This is a genomic window from Micromonospora sp. NPDC005707 (assembly GCF_040631005.1).
In the GTDB taxonomy this organism is placed as follows: Bacteria; Actinomycetota; Actinomycetes; order Mycobacteriales; family Micromonosporaceae; genus Micromonospora.
The window spans coordinates 104,679-117,855 of record NZ_JBEXYR010000002.1 but is presented as its reverse complement, the minus strand read 5'-3'; the positions used below and the strand labels follow the sequence as shown (position 1 = coordinate 117,855).

The 13,177-nt window shown below is 75.9% G+C and carries 14 protein-coding genes; 7 read left to right on the top strand and 7 right to left on the bottom strand.

Translation table 11 applies throughout. The features are described from left to right. Positions 1 to 70 precede the first annotated feature (70 nt). Together ABZ452_RS03095 and ABZ452_RS03090 are read left to right on the top strand one after the other, a co-directional pair. Complete coding sequence (locus ABZ452_RS03095; protein ID WP_357938376.1) at positions 71 to 1,195, top strand: DUF5931 domain-containing protein; 1,125 nt, start codon at positions 71 to 73, stop codon at positions 1,193 to 1,195. Positions 1,196 to 1,206: 11 nt separating this feature from the next. After that, complete coding sequence (locus tag ABZ452_RS03090; RefSeq protein WP_357938374.1) at positions 1,207 to 1,839, top strand: response regulator transcription factor; 633 nt, start codon at positions 1,207 to 1,209, stop codon at positions 1,837 to 1,839. A 3-nt stretch (positions 1,840 to 1,842) separates the two neighbouring features. Here ABZ452_RS03090 and ABZ452_RS03085 read toward each other — a convergent pair whose 3' ends face one another. From ABZ452_RS03085 to ABZ452_RS03075, 3 genes are all read right to left on the bottom strand, one after another. Continuing rightward, a complete protein-coding gene (locus ABZ452_RS03085) occupies positions 1,843 to 2,415 on the bottom strand; it encodes a DUF5709 domain-containing protein (RefSeq protein WP_357938372.1) in 573 nt (190 codons plus the stop codon). Between the two features lie 79 nt (positions 2,416 to 2,494). Continuing rightward, complete coding sequence (locus ABZ452_RS03080; RefSeq protein WP_357938370.1) at positions 2,495 to 3,223, bottom strand: ATP-binding protein; 729 nt, start codon at positions 3,221 to 3,223, stop codon at positions 2,495 to 2,497. A 59-nt stretch (positions 3,224 to 3,282) separates the two neighbouring features. Further along, positions 3,283 to 4,281 carry an SDR family oxidoreductase gene (locus tag ABZ452_RS03075; protein WP_357938368.1) on the bottom strand — a complete coding sequence of 333 codons (999 nt, stop codon included), beginning with the start codon at positions 4,279 to 4,281 and terminating at the stop codon, positions 3,283 to 3,285. A 235-nt stretch (positions 4,282 to 4,516) separates the two neighbouring features. On the opposite strand from ABZ452_RS03075, the gene ABZ452_RS03070 reads away from it, so the two are divergent. Beyond that, the gene (locus tag ABZ452_RS03070) at positions 4,517 to 5,770 is read left to right on the top strand and encodes a glycosyltransferase (RefSeq protein ID WP_357938366.1); all 1,254 of its coding nucleotides are present in this window, start codon (positions 4,517 to 4,519) and stop codon (positions 5,768 to 5,770) included. 1 nt (position 5,771) lies between these two features. Here ABZ452_RS03070 and ABZ452_RS03065 read toward each other — a convergent pair whose 3' ends face one another. From ABZ452_RS03065 to aroA, 4 genes are all read right to left on the bottom strand, one after another. Then, positions 5,772 to 6,638, bottom strand: a complete 867-nt coding sequence (locus tag ABZ452_RS03065) for a hypothetical protein (RefSeq protein WP_357939076.1) — start codon at positions 6,636 to 6,638, stop codon at positions 5,772 to 5,774. 60 nt (positions 6,639 to 6,698) lie between these two features. Next, the gene (gene hisN / locus ABZ452_RS03060; RefSeq protein ID WP_357938364.1) at positions 6,699 to 7,517 is read right to left on the bottom strand and encodes a histidinol-phosphatase; all 819 of its coding nucleotides are present in this window, start codon (positions 7,515 to 7,517) and stop codon (positions 6,699 to 6,701) included. A gap of 60 nt (positions 7,518 to 7,577) precedes the next feature. Next, complete coding sequence (gene rsgA, locus ABZ452_RS03055) at positions 7,578 to 8,513, bottom strand: ribosome small subunit-dependent GTPase A (RefSeq protein ID WP_357939074.1); 936 nt, start codon at positions 8,511 to 8,513, stop codon at positions 7,578 to 7,580. Between the two features lie 162 nt (positions 8,514 to 8,675). Continuing rightward, positions 8,676 to 9,977, bottom strand: coding sequence for a 3-phosphoshikimate 1-carboxyvinyltransferase (gene aroA, locus ABZ452_RS03050; protein ID WP_357938362.1), 1,302 nt, complete (start codon positions 9,975 to 9,977; stop codon positions 8,676 to 8,678). 102 nt (positions 9,978 to 10,079) lie between these two features. Here aroA and ABZ452_RS03045 point away from each other — a divergent pair, with 102 nt between their 5' ends. The 4 genes from ABZ452_RS03045 to ABZ452_RS03030 all read left to right on the top strand — a co-directional run bounded on the left by ABZ452_RS03045 (position 10,080) and on the right by ABZ452_RS03030 (position 13,177). Continuing rightward, on the top strand, positions 10,080 to 10,787 hold the full coding sequence (locus tag ABZ452_RS03045) for an SOS response-associated peptidase (RefSeq protein WP_357938360.1): 708 nt from the start codon (positions 10,080 to 10,082) through the stop codon (positions 10,785 to 10,787). A 209-nt stretch (positions 10,788 to 10,996) separates the two neighbouring features. Next, positions 10,997 to 11,389 carry a WhiB family transcriptional regulator gene (locus ABZ452_RS03040; RefSeq protein ID WP_357938358.1) on the top strand — a complete coding sequence of 131 codons (393 nt, stop codon included), beginning with the start codon at positions 10,997 to 10,999 and terminating at the stop codon, positions 11,387 to 11,389. A 100-nt stretch (positions 11,390 to 11,489) separates the two neighbouring features. Then, a complete protein-coding gene (locus ABZ452_RS03035; protein WP_357938356.1) occupies positions 11,490 to 12,107 on the top strand; it encodes an alpha/beta family hydrolase in 618 nt (205 codons plus the stop codon). 263 nt (positions 12,108 to 12,370) lie between these two features. Further along, positions 12,371 to 13,177: a sigma-70 family RNA polymerase sigma factor gene (locus tag ABZ452_RS03030; protein WP_357938354.1), complete on the top strand. Its 807-nt coding sequence runs from the start codon at positions 12,371 to 12,373 to the stop codon at positions 13,175 to 13,177.

Here is a 13,177-nt window from a genome sequence, read left to right as displayed (position 1 = left end):
ACCGTACGTCAGGGTTTCCCGCCCCGCACCTCACGGCCCGCCGGTGCCCGGCTGTGGCAGGGTGTCCGGCATGCCGTCGTCCCCGGGGGGCCTGGAGGTCCCGCTCTGGCGGTCCATCGCGGTGTTCCGCTTCGCCTCGCTGGCGTACGTGGGTGTGCTGGTGCTCCGCGACGCCGACCGCTACGCGCACCCGGTCGCCGCCGGCGGCGTACTCCTGGGCATGCTGGCCTGGTCCGGGGTGACCACGGCCGGCTACGCGCGCCCGGCCGGACGGCGCTGGCCGCTGCTCCTGGCCGACCTCGGCGTGGTGCTGGCGATCATGCTGGCCACGCCGTGGGTGGTCGGCCGCGCGGCGCTCGCCGCCGGCGTGCCCACCCTGACCGTCGCCTGGCTGGCCGGGCCGGTGCTGGCCTGGGCGGTGTCCGGCGGCCGGCGGCGCGGGGCGGTGGCCGCGCTGGTGCTCGGCGGGGCCGACCTGGCTACCCGGGAGCGGATCAGCCAGTCCTCGCTCACCGGGGTGATCCTCATGCTCCTGGCCGGCGTGGTGGTGGGGCACGTGGCCCGGCTCGCCGTGGAGGCCGAGGCGCGGCTGCAGCGGGCGGTGGAGCTGGAGGCGGCCACCCGGGAGCGGGAGCGGCTGGCCCGGGACATCCACGACTCGGTGCTCCAGGTGCTGGCGCTGGTGCGGCGGCGCGGCGCGGACCTGGACGGCGAGGCCGCCGAGCTGGCCCGGCTGGCCGGCGAGCAGGAGGCCGCGCTGCGCACGCTGATCGGCCGGGCGGGCGCCGCGCCGGACGGGCCGGGCGACGCCCGGGACCTGCGCGACCTGCTCGACCGGTACGCCTCGACGACGGTCCAGGTGGCCGCGCCGGCCACCCCGGTGCCGCTGCCCGCGCGGGTGGCCGGCGAGGTGGCCGCCGCGGTCGGGGCGACGCTGGACAACGTGGCCCGGCACGCCGGCGGGCGGGCCTGGGTGCTGATCGAGGACGAGGGGGAGACGGTGACCGTCTCGGTACGCGACGAGGGGCCGGGCATCCCGGACGGGCGGCTGGCCGAGGCCGCCGCGCAGGGCCGGCTCGGGGTGGCGCAGTCGATCCGGGGCCGGGTGACCGACCTGGGCGGCGAGGTACGCATCGTCTCCGGCCCGGGCGCCGGGACCGAGATCGAGCTGACCGTGCCGCGGGCCGGCCGGTGAGCATCCGGGTGATGGTGGTCGACGACCACCCGATGTGGCGGGAGGGCGTGGCCCGCGACCTCACCGAGGCCGGTCACCTGGTGGTGGCGACCAGCGGGGAGGGGCGGCAGGCCGTCCGGGTGGCCGTGGCGGCCCGCCCCGACGTGGTCGTGCTCGACCTGCAACTGCCGGACGTCTCCGGCGTCGAGGTGATCCAGGGGCTGCGCGCCGCCCTTCCCGAGGTGCGGGTGCTGATGCTGTCGGCCAGCGGCGAGCCGCAGAGCGTGCTGGACGCGGTCAAGGCCGGCGCCACCGGCTACCTGCTGAAGTCGGCCGCCCCGGCCGAGTTCCTGGACGCGGTACGCCGTACGGCGGCCGGCGAGCCGGTCTTCACCCCGGGCCTGGCCGGGCTGGTGCTGGGGGAGTACCGGCGGCTGGCCGCCGCGCCGGACGCCCCGGACGACGAGGCACCCCGGCTCACCGAGCGGGAGACCGAGGTGCTGCGCCTGGTGGCGAAGGGCCTGTCGTACAAGCAGATCGCCGAGCGGCTCGGGCTGTCCCACCGGACGGTGCAGAACCACGTGCAGAACACGCTCGGCAAGCTCCAGCTGCACAACCGGGTCGAGCTGACCCGGTACGCGATCGAGCGGGGCCTGGACGGCTGAGGCTCAGCTCGCCTCGGGCGGCCGGGTCTCGTGGATGGCCAGCTCCTCCGCGGTCGCCCCGCCACCGGCCGCGCCCGCGTCGTACGCGACGTTGTCGGTCTCCTGGTCGGTGTGCGCGCCCTCGTCCGGTTCGACCAGCCGCCCGACCTGGTGGTCGGCGACAGAGCCGAGCTGGCCGTGGTCGTAGAGGGAGACCGGGGAGTGCGGGTCGGAGGTCGGGCCCGGGTCGATCACGTCGGCGTCGAGCTGGGCCTGCGCGGCGGCCTCCTCGCTGTCCGCCTCGGCGGCGATGTCCGGGTCGACCGTGCCGGCCAGCGGGTCGTCGGCGGGCCGCTCGTACTGCTCGCGCTCGAGCTTGTAGTCCAGTGACTCGCCGTCGAGCTGCTCCTCGGCGGTGGTGCCGAAGCGGTCCACGGCCACGGGGGTGCGGTCGGCGGGCAGCTGGGCCGGATCCGGCCCGTCCGCCTCGCGCCCGGTCAGGACGTCGTCGTTGGCGGTCGAGTCGTCGTCGGCCGTGTCGGGCAGGCCGTTCGCCTCGGTGTCGGACACGGGGGTGGGGAACTCGTTGTCGCGCATGACCGGGAACTACCCACTGGGCTCGCCCGATTAACCGCAATCGACGGGGTGGATCGGGAGAAACGGGGCGAAAGCGCCCTCAGTTACGGAGCGGGACCTCGTCCTCGGCGTGCAGGACGCACCAGACCACCTTGCCGTCCGGAAGCGGGGTGCTGCCCCAGCGCCGGGCCACCGTGTCGATGAGCAGCAGCCCCCGGCCGCCCGTGGAGGTGACCGGAGCCAGCCCCGCGTACGCCGGGCGCCGCCCGGAGTGGTCCCGCACCGCCAGGTGCAGGGCGCTGTCCCGGGGCGCCACCCTGACCGTCATGGGCGTCCCGGCGTGCGCCACCACGTTGTTGACCATCTCGGTGAGCGCGATGGAGGCCGGCTCGGCCAACTCCGGCACGCCCCACCGCGCGCAGCCCTCGGTGACCAGCGCCCGCGCCTCCCGGGCCGCCGCCACCACCGGGGGCAGGTCGGCGGCGAGCACCGCGGCCAGCGGCGCCTCGCGCAACGCGGCCTGCGCCGCGTCGAGGGACCGGTGCACCGGCGCCGAACCGTCCGGCTGGCCGGCCGGGTCGCACACCAGCAGGCCGGCGGCGGGCCAGTCGGCCGCGACGCGCCGCACCTCGTCGAGGACGCCCCGGGCCGCCGGGTCGGCGATCCGCACCCGGGACAGGTCGACGATCGCCGCGCCCGGCCGCTGCCAGAGCCGCGCGAGCAGCGCGCCCCGGACGGCGTCGAGCCCGGCCAGGTCCAGCACACCGGTCAGCCGGACGACCGCGGACGACTCGTCGGTCTCCACCAGGCAGCGCACGTCCGTCGGCATGATCGTCCCATTGTGCATGGCCGCCCCCCGTCGCGCATCAGTCCGGTCGGCGGGACTCATCAGCGGTCCGTCCGGGAACGCCGGCTCATCGCCGCCATGGTGCCGACGGCGGTGCCGGCCGCCGCCAGACCGAAGGCCGCCGTCAGGCGGATCAGCTGCGCCCGCCGGCCCTGCCAGCCGTCGGTCCGCTCGGCCGCCGCGTCGGCGTGGAACACGTTGCCGGCGGCGTCCAGGCGTACGCCCGGACCGAACTGGGTGCGCGCCGTGTACCAGCCGAGCGCCCGTTCGGCCAGCGCCGGGGCGAGCCGCCACTGGAGCCCCATGAGCCGGGCCGCGCCGCCGGCGTACGCCTCGCGGCGCGGCCGGCGCAGCAGCCGGACGATCGTCTCCGCGACCAGGTCCGGTGGGTAGACCGGTGGGGGCGGGGTCAGCTCCCGCCCGCTGTGGTTGGCGGCGTGCCGGAAGAACGGGGTGTCGATGCTGGCCGGCAGCACCGTGCAGAGCGAGATGTGGCCCCGGCCGGTGACCCGCAACTCCTGCCGGACCGTGTCGGCCAGTCCCCGGATGGCGTGCTTCGTGGCGTTGTACGCCGACTGGTACGGCATGGCCACCTCGGCCAGCACCGAGGCGTTGTTGACCAGCACCCCGCCGCCGGCCGCGTCGAGCCAGGGCAGCGCCGCCCTCGTCCCGTGGACGGTGCCGAGCAGGTTCACCTCGACCACCCGGCGGAACTCGGCCACCGGGATCTCGTCGAAGAGCCCCACCGTGCCCACCGCCGCGTTGTTGACCCAGGCGTCGATCCGCCCGAACTCGGCCGCCGCCCGCGCCGCGAGCAGATCCACCGCCTCCGGGTCGGTCACGTCGGTCGGCACCACCAGGGCCCGCCCGCCCAGCTCCCGGCAGCGCTCGGCGACCCGGCGCAGCGCCGCCTCGGTCCGGGCGGCCAGCACCACGTCGGCACCCCGGCGGGCCAGCGCGTACGCGGTGGCCGCGCCGATCCCGCTGGAGGCGCCGGTGATCACGACGGTGGCGTCGTCGAGGCTGCGGGTGAGAGGCATTCTCCGCCGGTACCCCCGGTCCGGCCGGGTCATGCCGCCGGAGTCGGCCGGATCACGGTTGCCGCGCGTCCGACCGGGGCAGATTGTCACCAACCCGACGGGGCCGCGCTGTCCCCACCGTGCGACAGTCCGCCGGTCCGGTCCCGATCTGCCAGGTTTCGGCGCACCGGGGTCGGGTTAATGGGACCCTCTGACCGGAGGACCCACCGCTCGCGAGAACGCATGGAGGTGCACCATGCGCGTCGGCCTTGTGTGCGCGCACGCCGGCCCGTCCGTCGACGGTCCCACCGTCGGGACGCACCAGCACATCGCGCGGGTGGCGGCCGAGCTCGCCGCACGGGGCCACGACGTCCGGGTGTACGAGCGCCGCGACGCGCGGGGCCAGGAGTCCGTGGACGTGGACGGCTACCACCTGGAGCGGGTCCCCGTCGGCCCGCCCGCCCCGCTGCCCACCGCCGAGCTGGTGCCGTTCGTGACCGAGTTCGGCCGCTGGCTGGCGCAGCGCTGGGCCGACGACTGGGCCCCCGAGGTGGTGCACGGGCACTACTGGGTCGGAGGGCTGGCCGCCGCCCACGCCGTCCGCGAGACCGACATCCCGGTGGTGCAGACCTTCCACTCCCTCGGCGTCGAGCAGCTGCGCCACCTCGGCGGGCGCTACGACGGACCGGGGGAGCGGATCCCGCTGGAACGGGCGCTGACCCGGGCCGTCGACATCGCGGTGGCCCAGTGCAACGACGAGGTCGACGAGCTGACCCGGATGGGACTCCAGCGCACCTCGGTGGCCATGGTGCCGACCGGGGTGGACACCGCCCAGTTCCACCCCGACGGCGAGGCCGCACCTCGCGACCAGCGGGCCCGCATCCTCTCCGTGGGCGGGCTCGCGGCCGGGCACGGCCAGGAGGACCTGATCCGGGCCATGCGGCTGGTCGGCGACGCCGAGCTGGTGATCGCCGGCGGCCCGCCGGCCGAGCAGCTCGCCGACCACGCCGAGGCGCGCCGGCTGCGCGAGCTGGCCGAGCGGACCGGGGTGGCCGATCAGGTGAAGCTGGTCGGCGCGGTCCCGCACGACCAGATGGCCACCTGGTACCGCTCCGCCGACGTGGTCGCCTGCACCCCGCACTACTCGTCGGCCGGCCGGGTGTCGCTGGAGGCGATGGCCTGCGGCGTCCCGGTGGTCGGCTACGCCATGGGCGGCATCGCCGACGCCGTGGTCGACGAGGTGACCGGCAAGCTGGTGCCGCCCGGGGACGTGCGCACCCTCGGGGTCGCCCTGCGCCGGATCCTCGCCGACAACGCCGGGCGGTTCGCGTACGGGCACGCCGCCGTGGACCGGGTCCGGTGCAGCTATACCTGGGAACGGACGGCCGGCGCGCTGGAGCGGCTCTACGAGCGGGTGATCGGGCGCCGGAAGCCGGCCGAGCCGCCGGTCGAGGTCACGCGCCCCGTCGAGGTCGCCGCCGACCAGCGGGGCCCCGTCGAGGCGGCCTGACTCAGCGCCGGGCGCGGACGGCCGAGCCGGCGCCGATCATGGAGGGCTCCCGGTTCCGGGCGACCGCGTGGTGGTGCTGCGGCTCGGCGTACCGGGTCAGGCCGACCACCGCGACCAGCGTGGCCAGGAAGCCGACCCCGGCCAGCCACTCCCGGCCCGGCCAGATCCGGTCGTTGAGCAGCAGCAGGCCGATGATCGCGGCGGGCACCGCGCCGGCGGCGTCCATCGCGGCCACGGCGGCCGTGGTCGAGCCGCGCTGCATGGCCAGGCCGAGCAGGAGTTGGCCGACCACCGAGTGGGCGATCAGCAGGTAGAGCAGCGGGTCGCGGACGAACGCCTCCGCCGAGTCGGCCGAGGCGAGCGGCCGGGCCGCCACCGCGGCGGCGGAGAACGCCATCCCGGCCAGCGAGCCCAGCGCCACCGAACCGGGCGCGCCGTGCAGCCGGGCGGCGAAGAAGCCGAGCACGGCGATCACCCCGAGCGCCACCGCCAGGCCGACCAGCCCGGCCGTGCCGAGCTGCCGGGACGGCGCCGGCTGGGCGGCCAGCACCAGCGCGATGATCCCGCCGAACAGGAGCACCAGCAGCGCCACCTCGGCGGCCGGCAGGCGCCACTTGAGCACCAGCACGCCGAGCACGGCGGTGACCCCCAGCCCGGCCGCCACGCTGGCCTGGACCAGGAACAGCGGCAGGTCCCGGCGGGCCAGGAAGGCCAGCACGAAGCCGACCACCTGGCAGGAGAGCCCGACCAGGTAGGTCCGGTGGCCGGCCAGCCGGAGCAGCAGCCCCGGGTCGAAGGTGTGGTGCACGGTGGTGCGCGCCGCGGCCACCGACTGGAGGAGATTGGCGAAGCCGTACGCGACGATCATCGCCGCGAGGAAGCACCAACCGGAGGACACCACCTGGCGAGGATAGAGGTTACCGGCGGGTCAGCGCTCGGCCGGCCGGCCGAGCCGGGCCAGGATGTCGTCGTGCAGCGCGCCGTTGCTGGCGACGGCGCTGAGGTAGGCCGAGCCGTCCCCCGCCGGGGCCGGCCGTCCGGCCAGGTCGGTGACCGTGCCGCCCGCTTCGGTGACGATCGGGACCAGCGCGGCGATGTCCCAGAGCGACAGCTCCGGCTCCACCATCACGTCCAGCGCGCCCTCGGCCAGCAGCATGTAGCCGTAGAAGTCGCCGTAGGCCCGGCTGCGCCAGGCGTCCCGCATGATCTGGAGCACCGCGTCCAGCCGGCCGGCCTCCTCCCAGCCGGTCAGCGACGAGTAGCAGAAGCTGGCGTCGGCCAGCGTGGTCACCCCGGAGACCCGGATCGGCGCGCCGGAGGCCGCGTCGGGGCCGGCGAAGGCGCCCGCGCCGCTGGCGGCCCACCAGCGCCGGTGCAGCGCCGGGGCGGACACCAGGCCGAGCACCGGCCGGTCACCCTCCAGCAGCGCGATCAGGGTGGCCCACACGGGTACGCCCCGGACGAAGTTCTTGGTGCCGTCGATCGGGTCGACGACCCAGCGCCGCCCGTCGGGGCCGGTGGCGGGCTGCTCGCCGTACTCCTCGCCGAGCAGGCCGTCGCCGGGACGGTGGGTGGCCAGCAGGGCGCGGATCTCCCGCTCCACGGCCGTGTCCGCGTCGGAGACCGGCGTCAGGTCGGGCTTCGACTCCACCCGCAGGTCGAGGGCGCGGAACCGGGCCGTGGCGACCGCGTCGGCGGCGTCCGCGAGCCGGTGGGCGAGGGCGAGGTCGTCGGCGTACCCGGTCATGCCGGACACGCTAGCGACGCCTCCACGGCCGTCACCGGCGGGTGGCCCGGGTTCCGCCGGTCAGGAACCGGCGAGCGGGTCGCCGGGGTTCCGCTCCGGCTCGCGCGCGTCGCCCTCGCCGCTGCGGGAGGCCAGCAGCCGGCGGTACGAGGCCAGCCGGCGCTGGTCCGCCTTGCCGGCGGCCACCCACGCGTCCAGGGCGCAGTCCGCCTCCTCGGCGGTGTGCTGGCAGTTGGCCGGGCAGTCGACCGTCGCCTCCACCAGGTCCGGGAAGCCGTGCAGCAGGCTCTCCGCGGAGACGTGCGCGAGCCCGAAGCTGCGGACGCCCGGGGTGTCGATGATCCAGCCCGGATCGTCCTGTGCGCCGGGTTGCGGGGGCAGCCCGAGCGCCACGGCGCTGGTCGAGGTGTGCCGGCCCCGGCCGATCGCGCTGACCGTGCCGACCGCCCGGTCGGCCTCCGGCACGAGGCGGTTGACCAGCGTCGACTTGCCGACCCCGGAGTGCCCGACCATGACCGAGATCCGCCCGGCGAGCAGTGCGCGCAGCGCCGCCAGGTCGGAGTCCGGCCGGATCAGCACGTACGGCAGCTCCAGCTCGGTGTAGTAGCCGAGCACCGCCTCCGGGCCGGCCAGGTCGGCCTTGGTGAGGCAGAGCAGCGGCTCGATGTCGGCGTCGTAGGCGGCCACCAGGCAGCGGTCGATGAACCCGGTGCGCGGCGGCGGGTCGGCCAGCGCGCTGACGATCACGAGCTGGTCGGCGTTGGCCACGACCACCCGTTCCAGCCGCCCCTCGGCGGTGGTGGCGTCGTCCTCCGCGGTCCGGCGCAGCACCGAGCGGCGCTCGGCGATCCGGACGATCCGGGCCAGGGCGCCCGGGGCGCCCGAGGTGTCGCCGACGAGGCCCACCCGGTCGCCCACCACCACCGACTTGCGGCCCAGCTCGCGGGCCCGCATCGCGGTCACGGGCGGGGAGTCGGCCCCGGCGTCGGGGAACACGCAGGTGTAGCGCCCCCGGTCGACGGCGATCACGAACCCGTCCACGGCGTCCTCGTGCCGGGGCCGGGTGCGCGTACGCGGGCGCGACGACCTGCCGGGTCGGACCCGGACGTCGTCCTCGTCGTACTCCCGCCGCTTCGTCGCCAGGACGTCCTCCCGTCGTCAGCTCTTGCCGGTCACCATTCCCGACCATAGTGCCGGGAACTCCGGCATGGTCTTCGAGGTGCACGACACGTCGTCGACCTCGATCCCGGGGACCGCCAGCCCGGCGACCGCCGCGGCGTGCGCCATCCGGTGGTCGTCGTACGTGCGGAAGGTCCCGCCGCGCAGCGGGCGGGGCCGGATCTCCAGCCCGTCGGTGGTCTCGGTGAGGTCCGCGCCCAGCGCCGTGAACTCCTTGGCCAGGGCGGCGACGCGGTCGGTCTCGTGCCCCCGGATGTGCCCCACGCCGGTCAGCCGGGACGGCGAGTCGGCGAGCATGGCCAGCGCGGTGAGCACCGGGGTCAGCTCGCCGACGTCGGAGAGGTCGGCGTCCAGCCCGCGGACCCTGCCGGTGCCCCGCACGGTCAGCCCGGCCGTGCTCAGCGTCACCTCGCCGCCCATCCGGTGCAGCAGCGTCCGCAGCTGCTCGACCGGCTGGAGGCTGCTGCGCGGCCAGCCCTGGAGGGTCACCTCACCGCCGGTGACCAGGGCGGCGGCGAAGAACGGCGCCGCTCCGGAAAGGTCCGGCTCGATCTCCCAGCCGCGCCCGGTCAGCGGGCCGGGCTCGACCGCCCAGACGTCGGGCGTGGTGTCGTCGACCGCCGCCCCGGCGGCGCGCAGCATCTGCACGGTCATCCGCAGGTGCGGCGCGGAGGGCACGGGCGGCCCCTCGTGCCGGACCACCACGCCGCGGTCGAAGCGCGGCCCGGCCAGCAGCAGCCCGGAGACGAGCTGGCTGGAGGCGGAGGCGTCGATGACCACCTCGCCGCCGGTGACCCGGCCGGCGCCGAGGACGACCAGCGGGAGGCTGCCGGTCGGCGGCGCGTCGATGCGGACGCCCAGGGAGCGCAGCGCGCCGATCAGCGGGCCGAGCGGGCGGGTCCGGGCGTGCGGGTCGCCGTCGAAGGTGACCCGGCCCTCGGCCAGGCCGGCCACCGGCGGCAGGAACCGCATCACCGTGCCGGCCAGGCCGACGTCGACGTGCGCCGGACCGACCAGCGGGTGCGGCCGGACCAGCCAGCGGTCGTCGTCGGAGACGGACATGTGCGCGCCCAGTTCGCGCAGGCCGCCGGCCATCAACTCGGTGTCGCGGGCGCGCAGCGGCCGGTCGAGCGTCGACGGGCCGCTGGCCAGCGCGCCGAGCACCAGGGCCCGGGCGGTCATCGACTTGGAGCCGGGCAGGCGCAGCGTCGCGGCGACCGGGTCGCTCGCGGTCGGCGCGGTCCACGGCAACGGCGGCCGCGTCGCGGTCAGATTCCCCACGCTTACATTCTGCCAACTCCGCAGGCCGGTGGAACCGCCCGTCGCGCCTGCTCCCGGTTGGCGGGACAGCCGGAACGCCGGCGGCGGGTTAGCGTTGGCGCCATGTGCGGGAGGTACGCGACGACCCGGAGCGCGGGCGACCTGAGCGCGCTGTTCGAGTCGTCCGACGAGACCGGCGGGGTCGGCCCGGACTTCAACGTCGCCCCGACCGATCCCGTGCCGCTCGTCCGGCTGGCCCCGGAGGGGCACCGGCTCCTCTCCGTCGGCCGCTGGGGGCTGGTGCCGCACTGGTCCCGCACCGCCGCGGGCGCCGCCCGCATGATCAACGCGCGGGTGGAGACGATCGCCACCAGCCGGGCGTACGCCCCGTCGTTCGCGCGCCGGCGCTGCCTCGTCCCGGCCGACGGCTGGTACGAGTGGGTCCGGCAGGCCGACGGCCGGCGGCAGCCCTACTTCATGACCCCGCGCGACGGCTCGGTGCTGGCCTTCGCCGGCATCTGGTCGGTCTGGGAGCCGGCCGGCGAGGCCCGGCTCACCTTCAGCGTTCTGACCACCGCGGCGGTCGGCGAGCTGGCCGAGGTGCACGACAGGATGCCGCTGCTGCTGCCGCGGGAGCGCTGGGCGTCCTGGCTCGGCGCCGCCGCCGAGCCCGCCGAGCTGCTCGCGCCGCCCGCCCCGGCCTGGCTGGCGGGGCTGGAGATCCGCCCGGTCTCGCCGGCGGTCGGCGACGTCCGCAACGACGGCCCGGAGCTGACCGCCCGGGTTCCCCTGGCGCGTGCGGAGGCCGAGACGGAAATGACCCTGTTCTGATCACGCTCAGCACATTGGCGTGTGCTGATTTGCCGGGTTGCGCCTGAAACGTCGCCCGGCCGTTTAGCCATGTTTACCGAAGGCCCTTGTCCCCGCCTGCGCAAGTGCGATAGAACACAGCGCCGGTGTTGGGCGTCTGTTCGCACGGGGCGGATGACACCCATCGATCATTCATGATCATTGCCGGTCCCACGGGGGAGGTGGGTGTATTGACACGGGCACGCATGCCCCGCCCGCACGAGGTGGCCGCCGCGCGGCGAGATCCGCGACTGCTGCGGGCCCTGCGCGAGCGGCGCCACGACGAGGCGTGGCGGACCAGAGGAACCTGCCAGAGCGTGGATCCGGAGACGTTCTTTCCGGCGCCCAACGAACCGGCCGACGCGGCCGTGGCGCTCTGCCGCAGCTGTGACGTCCAGGGGTCCTGCCTCGCCTGGGCGCTGGAGGTGGGCGACTGCCACGGCGTCTGGGGCGGCACCACACCGCGCGAGCGGCGGGCCATGCTGGTGGCCTGGCGCAGCGAGGTGCAGCCGGATCCCGACGCGCTCGACGAGGCCGGCCCGCCGGTCCGCGACCGCCTGCTCACGCTGGTGCCGTCGGGCTGATTCCGTTTCGCCGTCGCCCGCGTTTCCGCACCGGAGACGCGGGCGACGCGTTTTGCGGACCGGCGACCGTCGCGGCGAGGGCCGGACGCAGAATGGGCCGGTGCGGCACAGCGACGAGATCGGAACACCCCGCGGGCCGGCCCGGGTCCACATCGACCGGCCGGCGGCCGGCGGCGCCACCATGCTGGTGCTCGGTCACGGTGCCGGCGGCGACGTGGACGCCCCGGACCTCGTGGCGGTCCGGGACGCTCTGGCCGGCGCCGGGGCCGGCGTGGTCCGGGTGACCCAGCCGTACCGGGTCGCGGGCCGGCGCGCCCCCGCCCCGGCGGGACACCTCGACGAGGCGTGGACGGCGGTGCTGGCCGAGCTCCGGGCCCGCCACCCGGAGGCCGCCCGCTGGGTGGTCGGCGGCCGGTCCAGCGGCGCCCGGGTCGCCTGCCGCACCGCCCACGCGGTCGGCGCGGCCGGCATCGTCGCCCTGGCGTTTCCGCTGCACCCGCCGGGGCGGCCGGCACGCTCGCGGGCCGAGGAGCTGCGCACCGGCCTGCCCACGCTGGTGGTCAACGGCGACCGGGACCCGTTCGGGGTGCCCGAGCCCGGGCCCGGCGTCGAGGTGGTGACCCGTCCCGGCGAACGGCACGACCTCCGCGGCGATCCGGCGGCCACGGCGGCGGTCGTCCGCGACTGGCTCCGGGCCCGGGGCTGGCTTCCCGCCTGACCGTCCCGGCCCGCCCAGGGGGCGGAGGCGCGACACGCGGCGGCAGCGGGCTCGGCGTGACCGTCGGTGGCGGCGGGTCGTTGCTACGGATGGTGTCGGGCGTCCGGTTCGGGCGTCCGGGGCCACCCTCCCAGGCCCTTCCTGGTCCCAGCGTCGGTCGCGGCCGAGCCGGGACCAGGAACGGGTGGGGCGGCGCGGAATGTCCGGCCCGGCGGCGAGCGTTACTACCTCCGGATGACTTTTCCAGCCGAGGGGGGTGACCGGTGCCGACCGAGACACGGAGCCGGGAGCGGGACGAACGGGACGCGCGGCAGCTCAAGCGGCTGCTGGACGCGCCGAACTGGCCCGCGACGGCGTCGGCCGTGAGCACCAGCACACAGTCCGGAAGTGAATCTGCCGGCAGGTGGGTACGCGTATCCTCGGCGGGAAAGCATCCGACGCGAGGGGACGTGCGGTTGACGACCGAGAAGACGGACGAGCGCAGGGCCCGCTTCGAGCGGGACGCGATGCCCTTCGTCGACCAGCTCTACGCTGCCGGACTGCGGATGACCCGCAACCCGGCCGATGCCGAGGACCTGGTTCAGGAGACCTACCTGAAGGCGTACGCCGCCTTCCACCAGTTCGAGCAGGGCACGAACCTGAAGGCCTGGCTGTACCGGATCCTGACCAACACCTACATCAACTCCTACCGGAAGCGGCAGCGCCAGCCCGTGCAGGCGCCCACGGACGAGATCACCGACTGGCAGCTCGCCGAGGCCGAGTCGCACACGTCCAGCGGGCTGCGCTCGGCGGAGACCGAGGCGCTGGACCGGCTGCCGGACAGCGACGTCAAGGAGGCCCTCCAGCAGTTGCCGGAGGAGTTCCGCATGGCGGTCTACCTGACCGACGTCGAGGGCTTCTCCTACAAGGAGGTCGCCGACGTCATGAACACGCCCATCGGCACGGTGATGTCGCGGCTGCACCGCGGCCGTCGTAATCTGCGCAAGCTGCTCGAGCAGTACGCGGCGGAGCGGGGCTTCACGGCCGCGCCGTCGAAGGGCTCGACCGCCGCCGCCAGCCGGGAGGTGTGA

Bases quoted from the DNA above. Each gene is read 5' to 3' on its own strand.
- ABZ452_RS03095 (WP_357938376.1), top strand. From the start codon at position 71: ATGCCGTCGTCCCCGGGGGGCCTGGAGGTCCCGCTCTGGCGGTCCATC.
- ABZ452_RS03090 (WP_357938374.1), top strand. From the start codon at position 1,207: ATGGTGGTCGACGACCACCCGATGTGGCGGGAGGGCGTGGCCCGCGAC.
- ABZ452_RS03085 (WP_357938372.1), bottom strand. From the start codon at position 2,415: ATGCGCGACAACGAGTTCCCCACCCCCGTGTCCGACACCGAGGCGAAC.
- ABZ452_RS03080 (WP_357938370.1), bottom strand. From the start codon at position 3,223: ATGCCGACGGACGTGCGCTGCCTGGTGGAGACCGACGAGTCGTCCGCG.
- ABZ452_RS03075 (WP_357938368.1), bottom strand. From the start codon at position 4,281: ATGCCTCTCACCCGCAGCCTCGACGACGCCACCGTCGTGATCACCGGC.
- ABZ452_RS03070 (WP_357938366.1), top strand. From the start codon at position 4,517: ATGCGCGTCGGCCTTGTGTGCGCGCACGCCGGCCCGTCCGTCGACGGT.
- ABZ452_RS03065 (WP_357939076.1), bottom strand. From the start codon at position 6,638: ATGATCGTCGCGTACGGCTTCGCCAATCTCCTCCAGTCGGTGGCCGCG.
- hisN (WP_357938364.1), bottom strand. From the start codon at position 7,517: ATGACCGGGTACGCCGACGACCTCGCCCTCGCCCACCGGCTCGCGGAC.
- ABZ452_RS03045 (WP_357938360.1), top strand. From the start codon at position 10,080: ATGTGCGGGAGGTACGCGACGACCCGGAGCGCGGGCGACCTGAGCGCG.